The sequence below is a fragment of the Gordonia sp. G4 genome (genome assembly GCF_057770005.1).
Map to the genome: position 1 here is coordinate 843236 of NZ_CM173442.1, position 16213 is coordinate 859448.

General features: G+C 68.0%; 14 protein-coding genes and 2 pseudogenes. 4 read left to right on the forward strand and 12 right to left on the reverse strand.

Annotated elements, in window-relative coordinates; genetic code table 11:
• Positions 1–10: 10 nt before the first annotated feature.
• Positions 11–1171 (forward strand): annotated as a pseudogene (locus tag AC3B5T_RS03545) (FAD-binding oxidoreductase); the annotation flags it as partial.
• 6 nt (positions 1172–1177) lie between these two features.
• Here the strand turns inward: AC3B5T_RS03545 and AC3B5T_RS03550 are convergent.
• The 12 genes from AC3B5T_RS03550 to AC3B5T_RS03605 form a co-directional block, all read right to left on the reverse strand.
• Positions 1178–2257, reverse strand: coding sequence for a hypothetical protein (locus tag AC3B5T_RS03550; protein WP_010842659.1), 1080 nt, complete (start codon positions 2255–2257; stop codon positions 1178–1180).
• A gap of 97 nt (positions 2258–2354) precedes the next feature.
• On the reverse strand, positions 2355–3440 hold the full coding sequence (locus AC3B5T_RS03555) for a hypothetical protein (RefSeq protein ID WP_055477112.1): 1086 nt from the start codon (positions 3438–3440) through the stop codon (positions 2355–2357).
• A 13-nt stretch (positions 3441–3453) separates the two neighbouring features.
• Positions 3454–3921, reverse strand: a complete 468-nt coding sequence (locus AC3B5T_RS03560; protein WP_010842657.1) for an SRPBCC family protein — start codon at positions 3919–3921, stop codon at positions 3454–3456.
• A 104-nt stretch (positions 3922–4025) separates the two neighbouring features.
• Complete coding sequence (locus AC3B5T_RS03565) at positions 4026–4424, reverse strand: heat shock protein transcriptional repressor HspR (protein WP_010842656.1); 399 nt, start codon at positions 4422–4424, stop codon at positions 4026–4028.
• A 3-nt stretch (positions 4425–4427) separates the two neighbouring features.
• Entirely contained in the window at positions 4428–5627 is a 1200-nt protein-coding gene (dnaJ, locus tag AC3B5T_RS03570; protein WP_055477113.1) for a molecular chaperone DnaJ, read from the reverse strand.
• A gap of 109 nt (positions 5628–5736) precedes the next feature.
• Positions 5737–6369, reverse strand: a complete 633-nt coding sequence (gene grpE, locus AC3B5T_RS03575; protein ID WP_010842654.1) for a nucleotide exchange factor GrpE — start codon at positions 6367–6369, stop codon at positions 5737–5739.
• Positions 6366–8210 carry a molecular chaperone DnaK gene (gene dnaK / locus AC3B5T_RS03580; RefSeq protein WP_010842653.1) on the reverse strand — a complete coding sequence of 615 codons (1845 nt, stop codon included), beginning with the start codon at positions 8208–8210 and terminating at the stop codon, positions 6366–6368. The genes grpE and dnaK overlap by 4 nt, the downstream gene beginning before the upstream one ends.
• 364 nt (positions 8211–8574) lie before the next feature.
• A complete protein-coding gene (locus AC3B5T_RS03585) occupies positions 8575–9363 on the reverse strand; it encodes an ABC transporter permease (RefSeq protein WP_055477115.1) in 789 nt (262 codons plus the stop codon).
• Positions 9360–10523: an ABC transporter substrate-binding protein gene (locus AC3B5T_RS03590; RefSeq protein ID WP_055477116.1), complete on the reverse strand. Its 1164-nt coding sequence runs from the start codon at positions 10521–10523 to the stop codon at positions 9360–9362. Before AC3B5T_RS03590 ends, AC3B5T_RS03585 begins: the two co-directional genes overlap by 4 nt.
• On the reverse strand, positions 10520–11254 hold the full coding sequence (locus AC3B5T_RS03595) for an ABC transporter ATP-binding protein (protein ID WP_055477117.1): 735 nt from the start codon (positions 11252–11254) through the stop codon (positions 10520–10522). The genes AC3B5T_RS03590 and AC3B5T_RS03595 overlap by 4 nt, the downstream gene beginning before the upstream one ends.
• The gene (locus AC3B5T_RS03600; protein WP_055477118.1) at positions 11230–12264 is read right to left on the reverse strand and encodes an acyl-CoA dehydrogenase family protein; all 1035 of its coding nucleotides are present in this window, start codon (positions 12262–12264) and stop codon (positions 11230–11232) included. The genes AC3B5T_RS03595 and AC3B5T_RS03600 overlap by 25 nt, the downstream gene beginning before the upstream one ends.
• A gap of 5 nt (positions 12265–12269) precedes the next feature.
• On the reverse strand, positions 12270–12797 hold the full coding sequence (locus tag AC3B5T_RS03605; RefSeq protein WP_055477119.1) for a DUF4242 domain-containing protein: 528 nt from the start codon (positions 12795–12797) through the stop codon (positions 12270–12272).
• A 101-nt stretch (positions 12798–12898) separates the two neighbouring features.
• Here AC3B5T_RS03605 and AC3B5T_RS03610 point away from each other — a divergent pair, with 101 nt between their 5' ends.
• The 3 genes and pseudogenes from AC3B5T_RS03610 to AC3B5T_RS03620 form a co-directional block, all read left to right on the forward strand.
• A complete protein-coding gene (locus AC3B5T_RS03610; RefSeq protein ID WP_055477120.1) occupies positions 12899–13498 on the forward strand; it encodes a TetR/AcrR family transcriptional regulator in 600 nt (199 codons plus the stop codon).
• 72 nt (positions 13499–13570) lie between these two features.
• Positions 13571–14389: a DUF1353 domain-containing protein gene (locus tag AC3B5T_RS03615; RefSeq protein ID WP_055477121.1), complete on the forward strand. Its 819-nt coding sequence runs from the start codon at positions 13571–13573 to the stop codon at positions 14387–14389.
• 98 nt (positions 14390–14487) lie between these two features.
• A pseudogene (locus AC3B5T_RS03620) lies at positions 14488–16158 on the forward strand (HNH endonuclease signature motif containing protein); the annotation flags it as partial.
• Positions 16159–16213 lie beyond the last annotated feature (55 nt).

The window sequence follows — 16213 nt, forward strand, 5'->3', positions numbered from 1 at the left end:
GAGGTGTGATCTTTTCGATATGGCGACACATTCGCGCCATGCGCTGCATCAGCTGCGGACGGCAGTCAATCGGCAGCCCGACCGGTTCGTCACCAACGTCTACACCCGGATGTTCGCGATCGACCCCGACCTGCGGGAGCTGTTCGGTGTGTCGATGGCCGCCCAGCGGATAGCCTTCCATCGCGTCATCGACCATGTCCTCGAAGCGATCCCGGCCGAGTCCGGTCATGCCGAACTCGTGGAGTTCCTCGCGCAGCTCGGACGCGACCATCGCAAATTCGGGGTCGAGCCCGAGCACTACCACGTGATGTACGCGGCCCTGATGGGCGAGTTCGGCAGCCTCATGGCCGGTTACTGGGACGCCGAGACCGAACAGACCATCTCGCAGGCCATGATGCTGGTGACCGGGGTGATGCGGGGCGCCGCCGAGAGCGCGACCCATCCCGCGCGCTGGACCGCCGAAGTCGTCGAGAAGTACCGGATCACCCGCGACCTGGCGGTCGTCCGGCTCCTCGCCCATTCGCCGCTGACGTTCAACACGGGCCAGTACCTCGAGGTGCACACCCCGCAGTGGCCGAAGCAGTGGCGCAACTTCTCCCCCGCCATCCCGCCCAACCCTGCGGGCGAACTGGAGTTCCACGTCCGCGCGGTCCCCCGGGGAACGGTGAGCACCGCGATCGTGAGCGAGACCAGCGTCGGCGACGTGTGGACCCTCGCCCAAGGGCACGGCACGCTGCACGTCGACCGCGACAGCAAGGTCCTGATGGTCGCGGGCGGCACCGGACTCGCTCCCCTGCGCGCACTGCTGATCGAGATGTCCGCACGCGCCGACTCGCCGGAGACGCACATCTTCTACGGGATGCGCTACCCGGGCGAGCTGTACGACCTGACGGTGCTGCGCCGCATCGCGTCGACCAATCCGTGGCTGCGCGTCACCGCCGTGTCCGAAGAGCAGACCGATCCGTGGTGGATCAACGCGGTGGCGACGCCCGCCGAACTCGGTGTCGACCACGAGATCGGCACACTCGCCGACGCGGTGGCCCGGTCCGGCAACTGGGAGGACCGCCAGGTCCTGATCGCGGGGTCACCCCAGATGATCGAGAACACCCGACGCACCCTCATCATCGCCGGTGTGCGGGCCAGCCGCATCCAGCACGACCCCGTGTTCTAGGGCCGCTCAGGGGACTTCGAGACTCGGTTCGCCACCGGCCGGAGCCGAGTAGACGGTCTCGGTCTCGGTCACGGTCTCCGTCTCGGCAGCCGACTCGGTCACCGTCTCCGTCCGCGTGACCGGGCGGGGAGTGCTCGTCACGGTCGTCGTGCGGACGTCGGTCGCCGTCTCGGTCTCGGTGACCGTCGCCTGTTCGGTCGAGGTGACCGCCGCCGGCGTCTCGGTCACCGTGACGGGGGCGGCGGGTTCGGCGATGCTCGACTCGGCGGTCAGGAGCAGGGTGATCCCGACGGCACCCAGGAACACGGCGGCACCGATCGCGGCGCCGACGAACCACCAGCGGCGACCGGTCGACGTCCGGGTGGCGACGGCCGTGGCCGGCGCGACCACCGCGGCGTCGGCCGCGCCGAGGGCAGAGGCGAGAGACGGGTTGTCCGCGACCGTGACCGGGCGCTGCGCCGCGTACTCGAACGCCGGCGCGATCCCGGGGAGCTGCGCACCCGGGCCGACCACGATCACCGAGGTGACGTCTCGACCACGCGGCAGCCCGCTGACCGTCGTCGCGAGCCGCGACGCGGCGTCGGGGTCGGTGACCGAGGCGATCTCACCCGGCGCGAAGTCGGCGGTGCCGAGGACCGCGCCCGACGCGGTGTCGACGGTCGCCAGCGTCGTGCCGGCCGCGGGTGCCGCGTTGCGATCGAGGTCGACGACGGCGACCACACCGCCGCGGGTCGAGTAGGTGCAGGCGATCTCGGCCAGTGCCGCGGCGTATCCGGTGACGACGACCTTGTCGCTCCAGGACGGCCCCGTGGCCGCGCCCGGCGCGAAGACCCGGGCCAGATGATCGCGGACGTCCGCACGCGACGCCGAGATGCCGATCCGATCGACCTCCACCGGGACGGAGTCGACGAGTTCGACGATGGCGGCCTCGGCACCGGCGGCCGACGCGTCGGGGAGGTCCACGAGGTTGCTCGCCAGGATGTGTCCGTCGGCGTCACGAACCACCGAGCTGATCTGGTCGTCGACGACGGAGATGCCCAGAACCACGAACCCTGGCAACGGACCGGTTCCCGGTACCTCGGACATGGTTCACCTCCCGTCGCCGGCCTGCTGCGGCGTCCTGACCCGCTAGCCTAGCGGCTGGCGTGTAGAGGGGGGCACCCGACCGTGTCCGGTGTACTGCTCAGATCGGCTCGGCGGCATGCTGGGTGTAGGCGGCGACGCGGACCGCCTCGTCGGTTTCCAGGCCCGCCCCCAGGGCTCCTCCGACGGTCGCGAGTGAGCAGGTCAGCCAGGCGACCTCCAGATAGTCGGTGAAGCCGGCCGGGTGTCCGAGGGTCGAACTGAACACCTCCGGCACCACGAGGCACATCGCGCCGAGCGCGGACAGCACGAACAGTGCCGCGTAGAGGGCTGCGACACCGAGGGCCACCGTGATCACGGTGACGATGTTGAACAGCGCCACCTGTTCTCGCGTCTGTCGAGAGCAGCCGCGTTCCCAGAGGTCGGCACCGATGATCAGCGTCGCGGTGATGGCGATGATGGATCCGAGCGCGACACCGGTGAGTCGAATCCCGCCGAAAGTGTCTGCGAGCAGCCAGATGTCGGCGGTCACCAACGCGAAGACCCCGGCCGCGATCGCTCCGGTGAGCGCGCGGGTGAGGCCGAGTGCGAGACGCCACGGGCGGTTGGCCCGCACCATGCCGGTGAGCAGGCGCAGGTTGCCCGTCAGGACGCGCGCGGTGAAGGCGGTGCCCTCGTCGTCGACGTCGGTCCCGAGCTGACGGACACGGTGGCGCAACGCCGATCGCGCCGGCGACTTCTGGTGTTCGCGAAGGTCGTCGGCGTCGGCGCCGAGGAGTTGCCCGACGAGTCCGGTGATGATCGCGCGGGTCCGCTGTCGCACGCCGGTCGCGCCGAGCGCGGGCACCGAGAGGACCGCGACGCCGTGCACGGCGTTGGCATGCGCCACGACCGGGCGCTTGCCGACGTGCAGCGGAAGGTCGGTCAGGTGGACCACCAGGTCCCATTCACGTTCGAGCAGAAGGTCTCTCGTGGCATCGACGATCTCGGCGTCGCCGGCCGGCGGCTGCACGAGTCCGGCCTCGACGAGTTCGATCTGCCATCGGGCGCCCGGGAACGTCGTCTGGACGTGTTCGGTCAGACCGTCATCGACGAGTTTGCGCGCGAGACCGATGGCCTGGCCGGGCGCTCCGACGATGCCGAGGACGACGACGGGCTGAGCCGGCGAGTCGGCGGAGGAGTCCATCTGCGGCCGGGGTTCAGGCGAACCGGGCCGCCAGCGCCCGGAGCGTGCCCTCGATCCCCTTGCCGTTCTTCTTGTCGTAGCCGATGAGTTCCATGACCTTCGGCACCCGGAGTGTCGAGTAGTCGAACGTCTCGGTGACGGCGGTGGTGGTCGGCGAGGTCGATTCGAGCTCCCACCGCCAGCGGTGGCCCATCGGATGCTGCCACTCGACGACCCGGTCGGGTTCGAAGTCGGTGACGGTCGAGGTGATCTTGTACGGCACGCCGAACTGCTTCATCCCGACGCTGAAACGCGCGCCGCGGGTCAATGTCTCGGGCCCGCTGACGGGGGTGTCGCGCACCGTGCCGGAGCCGTCGAGTTCGGGATGGCGATGGGGGTTCGACACGAGCGCGAACACATCGGCGGCCGGGGCGTTCACCACCACCCGACGCGAGACCTTGTGGGGACCGGAGTCGACGGTGGTGACGGGTTCGGAAGCCATGCGGTCAACGTTACGCACGTCGACCGGCTCGCGTCGAAAACTGCGCCCGGGCGCCACGACGCCGGGCCCGATCGGATGTCGGGCCCGGCGAGGGGTGTGATGAGTCAGTCGGTGGTGCGCTTACGTCGCGGCTGCCATACGACCAGGGCGTTGGTGCGCGGCACCGGGACGAGTTCGCCACCGCGGCGGGTCCGCGACGCCTGCACCTCGTCGGTGAGCTCGCGAACCCGGTGCTGGAGAGCCTCCACCTGATTGCTCAGGTCGATGATGCGCTTGATGCCCGCGAGGTTGACGCCCTCCTCCTGCGAGAGACGCTGGATCTCCCGCAGGAGTTCGACGTCTCGGGACGAGTAGCGGCGACCGCCACCACTCGTCCGCTGCGGGGTGACCAGCCCCAGACGGTCATAGGTCCGCAGGGTCTGCGCGTGCATGCCGGCGAGTTCGGCGGCGACCGAGATCAGAAAGGTCGCGCCGTCGGCGTCGAAGTTCTTCTGACCGGCCATCACTCATCGCCCCCAGTCCGCCCGCGGGTCGAAACCGCTTGCCCGCTCGGCCTGATCGTAGGCGCGCATCGCCTCGACCGCTGCCTCGTCGAGTTTGTTCGGCACCGCGACCTTCACGGTGACGAGCAGGTCGCCCGCACCGCCGGACCGTTTGGGCACACCGCGACCACGCACCCGCAGGGTGCGGCCGTCGGTGGTGTTCGGCGGGATCTTCACCCCTACCGAGCCCTCGAGCGTCGGGACCGAGACAGTCGCTCCGAGAACGAGTTCGGAGATCCGCACCGGCAACTGCACCCGAAGGTCATTGCCGCTGCGGGTGAACTGCTTGTGCGGGGTCACGTGCACGACGACGTACAGGTCACCCGATGGGGCCCCACGCCGCCCGGCCTCGCCCTGTCCGGCGAGCCGGATGCGTTGTCCGTCCTCGACGCCGGCGGGAATCCGCACGTTGATGGTGCGTGCGCGGACCTTCACTCCGCTTCCGTCGCAGTCGGTGCACGGATCGTCGATCCGCGAACCGGTGCCCTGGCAGTCCTGGCAGGGCTCACTGAAACCGAACGCGCCCTGGTTGCGGCTCACGAAGCCCGAACCGTTGCAGTTCGCGCACACACGCGGACTCGTTCCGGGCTTGGCGCCCGAACCGTGGCAGGTGGTGCAGGGGGACGGGCTGGTCACCCGCAGGGGGACGGTCGTGCCGAGCGCGGCATCGGAGAACGAGAGCGTCGTCTCGGTCTCGAGGTCTTTGCCGCGACGCGGACGGCTCGCCGTCGAAGTACGTTGCGTTCCGCCGCCGCGGTTGAACAGTCCGTCGAAGATGTCGCCGAAACCGCCCCCGCCGCCGCCGGTCTGCGCCCCGCCGAACAGATCGCCGAGGTCGAAGTCGTTACCGCCGGTGGTGTAGGTCGTTCCGCCGCCGGGGAATCCGCCCGGGAAGCCGTTGCCGCCGCCGCGGAATCGTCCGCCGGCGAACATGGCGCGTGTCTCGTCGTATTCCTTGCGCTTCTCGGAGTCGCCGAGCACGCTGTGGGCTTCGGACACCCGCTTGAAGCGCTCCTCGGCCGCGGTGTCACCCGGATTGGCATCCGGATGCAGCTCGCGCGCGAGCTTGCGATAGGCCTTCTTGATCTCTTCAGCCGAAGCGTCAGAAGCAACGCCCAGGTCCTTGTAGAAGTCGTGTTCTAACCACTCACGTTGTGGTGCCACCAGACGTCACCTCCTCTGAGTTCTGTTGTCTGGATGAATGTCTTGCGAAGAACCTGAGGTGCGAGGTTCGCGGTCTGCGCTCCTCGCACCTCAGGGATCGGTGTTCGCTCTATTGTGCACCGGTCTGGTCACCCGCGGGAGCGGGATCGGTGACCGTCACCATCGCGGTGCGGATCACCTTCTCGCCCAGGCGGTAGCCGCATCGGTACACCGATCCGATCACCGGATGTGCTCCGGTGCCGTCGTGTTGCACGGCTTCGTGGAGTTCGGGATCGAACTCGTCACCCGACGCACCGAAGGCCACGAGACCTTCGGCGGCCAGCACACCGGCCAGCTTGTCGGCGACCGAACGCAGCGGCCCGCTGTCGAGATCGCCGTGCTCGCGGGCACGGTCGAGGTCGTCGATGACCGGCAGCAGCTTGTCGATCAGGATCTGCTTGCCGTAGGCGACCGAGCCCTGCTTCTCCTCGGCGGCACGCCGTCGGAAGTTGGCGAACTGGGCGCGTTCACGCTGGAGGTCGGCCGTCAGTTCGGCGACGCGTGCATCCGGTTCGTCGGGTGCGGCGTCGGCCTGCTCCTCGCCGACCTGTGACTCGTCGACGACCGGTCCGGCGTCGGCCGGGCCGGGTCCGGCGGCCGGCTCGTCGCGCACCTCACCCGTTTCCGGGTCGATGCGACGACGGTCGGTCACCGTCACCGGCTCCTCGCCGGACCCATTCGTCGAATGGGATCCTGCGGTCACTTGTTCTCCTTGGTGTCAGCGTCGTCGACGACCTCGGCGTCGACGACGTCGGGATCGCTGTCGGCGCCGGCAGCCTCACCGTTGGGGGACTCTGCCGCGGCGTTGGCGTAGATCGCCTGGCCGAGGGCCTGCGACTCCTCCGACAGCTTCTCGATCGCGGTCTTGATCGCGGCGGTGTCGGTGCCCTTCAACGCTTCCTGCGCGTTGGAGACGGCTGCCTCGACCTTCTCCTTGACCTCCGCCGGGACCTTGTCCTCGTTCTCCTTGAGGAACTTCTCGGTCTGGTGGACGAGCGACTCCGCCTGGTTGCGGGTCTCGGCCTCCTCGCGGCGCTTGCGGTCCTCGTCGGCGTGGGCCTCCGCGTCCTTGATCATGCGGTCGATCTCGTCCTTGCTCAGGCCGGAACCGTCCTGGATGCGGATGGAGTTCTCCTTGCCGGTGCCCTTGTCCTTCGCGGTGACGTGCACGATGCCGTTGGCGTCGATGTCGAAGGTCACCTCGATCTGCGGGACACCCTGCGGTGCCGGGGCGATGCCGCCGAGCTCGAAGCTGCCCAGCAGCTTGTTGTGCGAGGCGATCTCGCGCTCACCCTGATAGACCTGGATCTGCACCGACGGCTGGTTGTCCTCGGCCGTGGTGTAGGTCTCCGACCGCTTGGTCGGGATCGTGGTGTTGCGCTCGATCAGCTTGTGCATCACGCCGCCCTTGGTCTCGATGCCGAGGGAGAGCGGGGTGACGTCGAGCAACAGCACGTCCTTGACCTCACCGCGGAGCACACCGGCCTGCAGTGCGGCGCCGACGGCGACGACCTCGTCCGGGTTGACGCCCTTGTTGGGCTCGCGGCCACCGGTCAGTTCCTTCACCAGGTCGGTGACGGCCGGCATACGGGTCGAACCACCGACGAGCACGACATGGTCGATGTCGCCGACGGAGATGCCCGCATCCTTGATGACGGCCTGGAACGGTGCGCGGGTGCGCTCCAGCAGATCAGAGGTGATCTTCTGGAACTCGCTGCGCGAGAGCTGCTCGTCGAGGAACAGCGGGTTCTTGTCGGCGTCGACGGTGATGTAGGGCAGGTTGATCGAGGTGCTCTGCGAGCTCGAGAGCTCGATCTTGGCCTTCTCGGCGGCCTCACGCAGACGCTGCAGGGCCATCTTGTCCTTGGTCAGGTCGATGCCGTTCTGGCTCTTGAACTTCTCCACGAGCCAGTCGACGACGCGCTGATCCCAGTCGTCACCACCGAGGTGGTTGTCACCGGAGGTCGCGCGGACCTCGACGACACCGTCGCCGATTTCGAGCAGCGAGACGTCGAAGGTACCGCCACCGAGGTCGAAGACCAGGATGGTCTGTTCCTTCTCGCCCTTGTCCAGGCCGTAGGCCAGGGCGGCCGCGGTCGGCTCGTTGACGATGCGGAGCACGTTGAGGCCGGCGATCTGGCCGGCTTCCTTGGTGGCCTGACGCTGGGAGTCGTTGAAGTACGCGGGCACCGTGATGACGGCGTCGGTGACGTCCTCACCCAGGTATGACTCGGCGTCGCGCTTGAGCTTCATGAGCGTGCGCGCGCTGATCTCCTGCGGGGTGTACTTCTTGTCGTCGATCTCGACGGTCCAGTCGCCTTCGCCCATGTGGCGCTTGACGGAGCGGATGGTGCGGTCGACGTTCGTGACCGCCTGGTTCTTCGCGGGCTGACCGACCAGCACCTCGCCGTTACGCGCGAACGCGACCACCGACGGCGTGGTCCGCGCGCCTTCGGCGTTGGCGATGACGGCGGCTTCGCCGCCTTCGAGCACGGCGACCACCGAGTTGGTGGTACCGAGGTCGATTCCAACAGCACGAGACATGTTTGGCTTCCTCCTAGTTTGTGGGTGTGCACCCGAGTCCTTGTCCCGAGGTCTCGCGACCGCGGGGATGTCGTGGCGAAACTCTGCGGGACCGGACTTCAGTGCGTCCGACTCATGTCCTACTGAAAAAGTGGGTCCGAGTCAAACCTACTTGAGTCCACATCACTCAGGTTTCTCGAAGTGTGTAACGGGCCTCATCGGCGGATTGTTCCCGGGTCGTCGAAAAAAGTTGAGCGGATGCCGCTCAGTCCCGACGAGACCACAGATGCGTATGACGGTGTGCCCGGATTCCGGGCGCACCGTCATACGGATCATCAGCCGCTCACCAGGAACTACCCAGGTGACCGACGTCACGGACCAGTGCTCACCGTCGTCGGGTGAGCAACAAGCGGGCTGCCGCGTCGAGCAGGAAGCCCAGGATGCCGATCACGACGATCAGGGCGGCGACCTGGTCGTAGGCCAGCTGATCGCGGGCGTTGAGGATCTGGTAGCCGAGGCCCGAGCGCACGCCGAGCATCTCAGCGGGTACCAGGACCACCCAGGCGATCCCGAGTGCCACGCGGACACCGGTCTGCACGTTGCCGCGGATCGCGGGGATCACCACGGCCGTGAGGACTTCGGTACGGGTGGCGTGGAACGATCGCGCGACCTCGACGAGGCCGGGGTCGATCGACTTCACCCCGGCGGCCGTGTTGATGACGATCGGCCAGATCGCCGCGATCGCGATCAGGAAGATGACCGGTTCGTTGCCGATGCCGAACACCATCACCGCGACCGGAGCCCACGACAGCGGCGAGATCATCCGCAAGAAGGCGACGATCGGATTCGCGGCGCGCTCCGCGGTGAGACTCAGACCGATCAGCAGACCCAGCGGGAGGCCCAGCACGACCGCGATCAGCAGACCGATCAGCAACCGCCACAGGCTCAGTCCGATGTCGGGCAGCAACACCCCGCGGTCGAGGAGTTCCCACATCGCCGGGAACACCTGCTGGGGAGCGAACTGGCGGGCGAGGGAGTCCTCGGCGGGGACGACTGTCGTCGTCGCCCACCAGATCGCGACCAGCACCGCGATCGCGACCAGCGGCGGGGCGAGGGCAGAACCGGATCGCCGGCGCGGGGCCGTCGCGGTCTCGTCCTGGGTCAGCAGCGTCATGACGTCACCTGTTCGGTTCTCGTGAGGTCGGCGGGTAGTCCGAGAGCGGCTGCGCCACCACGGAATCCGATGGCGCTACGGATGAATCGATCGTCGACGAGGTCGGCATGGACGGTTGCCGGGTCGAGGCGCGCGAGGAATCGGCGATCGCCGTCGACGAGGGTGTTGTCCATCTCGGTGACGAGCCGCTCGGTGAAACTCGCGAACGGGAAGGGCTGGAATCCGAGTCGCTGCGGTTGCCACTCGGCGTTGCTCACGGCGAAGTCGGCCGGGTCGTAGGTCAGCGCCTTGGCGATGGCCGGTTTCGGCTGCGGGAGGTACCCGCCGGCGAGTTCCACAGCGGCCCGGGGACGGTCGAGGTCGATGTGATGCTGGGCCGCGACCACGGAGTCGGCGAGGGATTGCACCGCGGCCGGGCGTTCGTCGATGGCCGACTGGTGGACGAGGAGCGCGCAGCACGCGTGCTGGCGCCAGACGTCGCCGAGGAAGGTGTGGATGCGGCCGATCCCACGCACCTGGGCCATCGCGTTGAACGGATCGGCGACGACGTAGCCGCCGATCGATCCGTTGGCCAGCGCCGGCACCATGTCCGAGGGACTCATCACGACCAGTTCGACGGTCTTGTCGCCACGCGATGCCCCGGTACGGATGACCGGTCGCAATCCGTGGGTGCGCAGCATCCGCTGCAGGATGATGTTGTGGATCGACCACCACGCCGGAATGGCCACCTGCGCGCCGGCGAGCTGCTCGAGGTCGACGACGTCGGGCGCCACGGTCAACGCCGATCCGTTGGTGTGATTCCAGCCCAGCACCTGCACCGGGCTCTTCATCGCGTACCGAAGTGCCACCGCCATCGGCATCAGCAGATGGACGACGTCGACCTTGCGCGTCACGAAGGCCTCCGCCAGGGAGGACCAGCTCCGGAACAGCACCGGCTTCGTCGAGCTCACCGCAGACGGGTCGTAGAGTCCGGCGGCATGTGCGACGAGGAGCGGCGCCGCATCGGTGATGGGGAGGTAACCGACCCGCAGCGCATCGGAGGCACCCGGCGGCGCTTCCGTCGCGGCCCGGCCGAGGCCGACGACGCCTCCGATGCCGCCCGCCACGGTGAGCCCACCGACCCCGGCGAGGAGGAGTCGGCGTGAGATGGGCGCGTTCACACCTGCTGCCCCACCTGTCGGCCGAAGTGCATCAGGATCTCCGCGCGCCGCTCCGAATCGGTTCGATCGACGCCCGAGCCGGTGCCCCATTCCCCGCCGATACGTCCGGTCTCGGACAGCAGGACGATCCGGTCGGCGAGTTCGAGCGCCTCGTCGACGTCGTGGGTCACGAGGACGACGGTGATCCCCAGTTCACCGGCCAGTTCTGCCAGCCAACCCCGCAACTCACCGCGCACGGCCGGATCCAGTGCGCTGAACGGTTCGTCGAGCAGGAGCAGCCGGGGCCGGATCGCCGCCGCACGAATGATCGCCACTCGCTGCGCCTGACCGCCCGACAGCTGATCGGGGTACCGGTCGGCGAGACCGTCGAGCCCGAACCGACGCAACAGGCCGAGCGCGTACTCGTTCTCGAACGACGCACGGTGGGCGGCGAATCGTCGGCCGAACCGGATGTTCTCTTCGACGGTCAGCCACGGCATCAGCAGGGCGCGTTGAAAGACCACCCCCGTGTGTGGCCGCTCCCCGCCCGATTCGTCCTGCCACTCCAGGCTTCCCGAATTCAGCGTCTCGAGACCGGCGAGCACACGCAGAAGTGTGGTCTTTCCGCTGCCGCTGCGCCCGAGAACGGCGACGAACTCGCCGTCGTCGACCGTGAGGTCGATTCCCGACAGCACCGTCGTGCCACGAAAGGCCTTCCGGCCACCGGTTATTCGAACTGCGCGAGTTCCCACCGCAGCTGTCCTTCCGAAGGTGATTGGATGGGGATGAAAGCTGTCTCCCGGAAACGCCGGTTGGTGGCGGTTCCGGTCGCATAACCCGCACCGCCGCACACGGTCGCCTCGAGCCGGGAGGCCGCGACCGCGGTTCGGGCAGCATCGAGGCGCAACCGGATCAGATCGGCCGGCGACGGTGTCGTCGGCTCGGCGGCGTACACCGCGAGACGCGAACGTATCGAGTCGAATTCGGCCGTTCGCTCGTCGAACTCGGGACGGAACACCTCGTTGACGCCGGCCAGCGACTCGGCGGCACCGTCGAGGGCGGCGCCGATCGCTCCGCTGCAGAACGCACACTGCAGTAACAGGAACACCGGACGAATCCCCCGGACGAACGCGGTCAAGTCTGCGGAGATCACGTTGTCGTCCGGGATCGTGACCTCGGTGAGTTCGAGAGACGTCGATGCGGTCGACCCGAGCCCGATCAGGTCCGGCGCAGAACGGATGTCGACGCCGGGCGCATCCGCGTCGACGACCGCGACGAGAGTCGTGCCCTCGGTGCGCACCGGCAGCACGATGAGCGACTCGTCGTAGACGTTCGACGCCCAGCGGATGGGTCCGCTCGCGACGACACCTGCCCGGCCGCGACGCCCGGTGATGGGCACCTCGCCGAGCCCGGCAACCTGCTTCAGACCCGCCGCCATTGCCGTGACACCGATCCGCTCACCGCTGAGTAGGGACGCAAGATGCTTCTCCCGCAACGGCTCCGGTGACCGAGCCACGTATTCGATCGTCATCCGCTGCGCCCACAGCGAGAACCCGGCCGACAGACTCACCGACGACACACGTTCGATGACCTCGATCATCGACGCGAGCGAACCGTCGACCACTCCCCTCCCCAGGAGACCGGCCGCACCGGCCGCGGTGATGTCGACCCGGGTGTCGGCGTGCCCGGCGTCGAGGTCGCGGGCGCGATCGGCCACGGAGGCGACCACCTCATCGAGCTCACCGGTCAGCGTCGGCACCACGTCGTTCAGCCCTGCAGACGGTGGAGGCGGTCCACCGGGGTCGAGACGACCGCGCGGGCGTGACGGACCGCCGCCTCGTCCGGGGCGTCGTAGAAGCACAGGCACTTGTCGGTGTCCTCGCGGACGTAGGTTCGCAGGAAGCTGACCTCGGGGACGTCGGCGTATTTCGGGGAGTTGGCCTTCTTGCGGGCGAGGTAGGTGTCCATGTCGATGGCTTCGGGGATGTCCCACTCGACGAGGTAGCCGGCGGTCGGGCGTGCCTTCTTCAGCTCCTCCAGATCCGCGCCGACGAGCCGGACCTCGTCCGGTCCGGCGGCGACGAGTCCCGTGAACGCCTCGACGTCGTCGAGTCCCGCGGCGCGGCACCCCTCGAACTCCGCGATCACGAACAGTCGGCCGGCACCTTCGGTCACCTGCGTCTCGATCAGTTCGCCGCCCGCGGTCCGCAGGTGCGCGTCGAGCCCCTTGATGAGTTCCTCGACCTTGCCCGCATCTTTGTCGGCAGGTTCGAGTTCGTAGAGGAAGAGCGCCATGGGTGAGCCTTTCTGCGTCGGTGTGCCCGCTGGTGACCGCACCGACCCTGGCATAGACAGACCGGTCTGTCTATGTCGGATCGTGGTCTACGCTTGGCGACGTGAGCACTCCCACCCAAGCGAGCGCCCGGCGCGCGTCGAACGCGACCGGGAAGAACACCCCGGCCGAACGACTCCTTGCCGTTGCATCCAAACTCTTTGCGGCACAAGGGATCAGATCAGTGGGCATAGATCAGATCCTGCGCGAGTCCGGGGTCGCCAAGGCCAGCCTCTACTCCGCATACGGCTCCAAGGACGGGCTCGTGGTCGCCTACCTCGACCATTTGGATCAGGCTGATCAAAACCGATGGCTCGAGGCCACCAAGACCCTTGCCGGCCCCCGCGAACGCATCCTCGCGTTCTTCGACCTCGCCATCGCCGGTGCCCCGACCCGCAACTTCCGGGGCTGCCAGTACGCCAACGCCGCGACGGAGTTCCCCGACACCGACCTACCACCCATCGCCGCGCACCGGGCGTGGCTGCTCGACACCCTGGGCGACAACCTGCGCGCACTCGGCGCTCCCGAACCCGACGTGATCGCGCGGCAGATCCAGGTGGTCTACGACGGCGCGCTGTCGGGGTCGAAGATGGCCCGATCCACCGCCCCCATCGAGACCGGGAAGCAGTTGGTGGAGGCGTTGCTCGACCGCACCACCGGGTGAGCCGGGCATTCCGCACCCTCCCGCGGAACATCAGCGCTACCGTCGATACATCCCTTCGACGCGGAGGTGGTGATGGCCGAGCACACATCGGGCGACGAGCGATGGGTGTCATGGCGGGTGGCACCTGAATCGGGCTTCGTCGTCGACGATCCGACCGGGCGCGGAGAAGTCGACATCGCACAGACCGATGAACGACAGTTTCTCGTGCGCAATGCGTTTCGGTTCCACGATCCCGATGTCGAGGAGTACATGGTCGGACAGCTGATCGAGCGGGGTTCTACGGGTGCCGACGCACGACGGGCCGTCGACACAGCCCGAACGTTCGTCCCCCGCGACGACAACCCGACCGACCTCGCCTCGATCCCCCGGTTCCTGCGCTGGTTCGAAAACCCTTACGGCAGACATTCACTCGCAGCACTCATACACGACGAACTCATCACGGGCACCGTCAACTCCGGTGCACTCGGAAGCGACACGCTGTCCGATCGCTTCTTCCGCGAGATGATGCGGACCTCCGGCGTGCCCTGGCTTAGACGGTGGATCATGTGGTCGGCGGTGGCGCTCCGCACGCGGTGGGTCGCCGGCGGATGGCGACGCCTCAGTGTGGTCGTGTGGCTGCTGCTGAGCGTCGTCGGCATCTCGGCGGCTGTCGGTTCGACTGGGGCACTGCTCTTCGGCTGGCCGTGGCCGACGTCGTCACCGGCGGTCTCGCTCGCGCTCTCACTGCTGATGATCTTCGTCGCCGCACCGCTGTGGGGACGACAGTGGGCGGCGAGTCTCGTTGCGGCCGTTGCCGCATTGTGGCTCCTGCCCGCCGCGATCGTGGCGTACTTCGCCTATGCGCTGTACCTGTTGTCGGAGAAGGCCGCCCGCACCGGCGGGCTCACGTAGCGGATGGCGAAGCATTCTTGTCGGTGGTCGGGTTTACCTTGGAAGCATTCAGTCGGACCGGTCGATTCGATCGGGTTGCAGCGTCTCTGGGGGGCACTGTGGGGGCGTGGACGGATCTACCGGGCGAGTTCCTCGCCGGGGTCGATGCTGCCCGCCCGGCCGAAGCCGACACGGTCTCACACATGCAACGCCTGGGTGCTGTCCGGGCTGGGGAGTCGTATCTGGCGTGGTGCCGCTACCAGACGATCCTGGTGCTGTGCGACCGATTGTTGACCCCGACCGGGTCCAGTTACGTCTCTGATGGATTCGGCGACATCGTCGCCCGGGTGGCCCGCGAAGCGGGCATCACCCGCTACCGTGCGGCGGCGCTGGTCGACGACGCGCTGTGTCTTCGTGATCGACTGCCGCGGGTGTTGGAAACGTTGCGCGACGGCATCATCGCCCCGCACCAGATCCGCGAGATCATCAGCCGAACCCACCTGGTGTCCGACGATCACCATCTCGATCCCGACGACCCCGACAGTCGCCGGATCATCGAGGTTCTCGACGAAGCGATCGCCGACTTGCTACGCGGTCGGGGCGGGTCGTGGTCGACGTCGGGTCTGCGCGACATGATCGACCGTCTGGTCTTCGGCCACGATGCCGACGCGGTCCGCGAACGGCGCCGCGAAGCGCTCGACAACCGTGGCGTGTGGACCGAGAACCATGGCGACGGCACCGCCGAGATCACCGCGGTCATGGCCGCCGAGAACGTTCGGGCCTGCCAGGCGTCGGTGCGCGCGCTTGCCGCATCGGTGTGTGATCGGGATGGGCGCACCCTGGGTCAACGTAAGTCCGATGCCATGTGCGCATTGCTGACCCGAACTGCGTTCGCGTGTGCATGTGGCGAATCCGACTGCACCGCACCACCTCCTGCCCCGACCGCCGCGGCGGCGGGCACCGAGATCGTGATTCACGTCGTGACCGACGCCGCCACGCTGGCCGGTGGGTCCGGGCCCGGGTGGGTCGACGGGCACGGGGTGATCTGCGATGAGCATGTGCGCGATCTCGCCGCCCGGCACGACGCCACCCTGGCTCCGGTCACCCCAGTACGCACACCACCCGCCCGGGTCGTCGCCGCAGACGATGTGAGCACGCGGACCGCGAATGCCGCCGCACCACGGCCGGACGCCGCCAGTGTGATCGTGTTCCCGGGTGCGTTGCCGGGTGATCCGTATCGGCCGACCAGTGCGTGTGCGGAGTTCGTGCGGGTGCGCGACGGCTACTGCACCGAACCCGGATGCACGCGGTCGGCGTTCACCGCCGATGTCGATCACGTCGCCGAGTACGACCACGCCCGCCCCGTCCGTGGCGGTGCGACGTCGAGTGAGAACCTCAACGCGAAATGTCGTGCCGGGCATCTCCACAAAACCCACGGTGACTGGACTGACGTGCAGTATCGCGACGAGCATGGCCGGCTGGTCACCGAATTCGTGACGCCGGAGGGGTTTGTGATCCCCGGCGAGGCCGAAACCCTCGAAGACCTCTTCCCCAACCTGCGCCGTATCCGATTCGAGCAAGCCGCGAAAGCCCCACCGACACCGCGGGTCATCGTGCCCGACCGGCACGGCCGACAACCACGCACGATCACCGAACGAACCGCCGCGAAACACGCGAAGCGGCGAGAAGAACGTGCCCGCAACCAGGCACAGCGCGAAGCGAATCGACATGCCCGGTCGGAGGCGGCCCACCATCGAGCGACCAACCACGACGACGACCCACCGCCGTTCCGACGGACGACAACACAACGGCGGGCGCGTGGACGATCCACGCACCCGCCGGGGT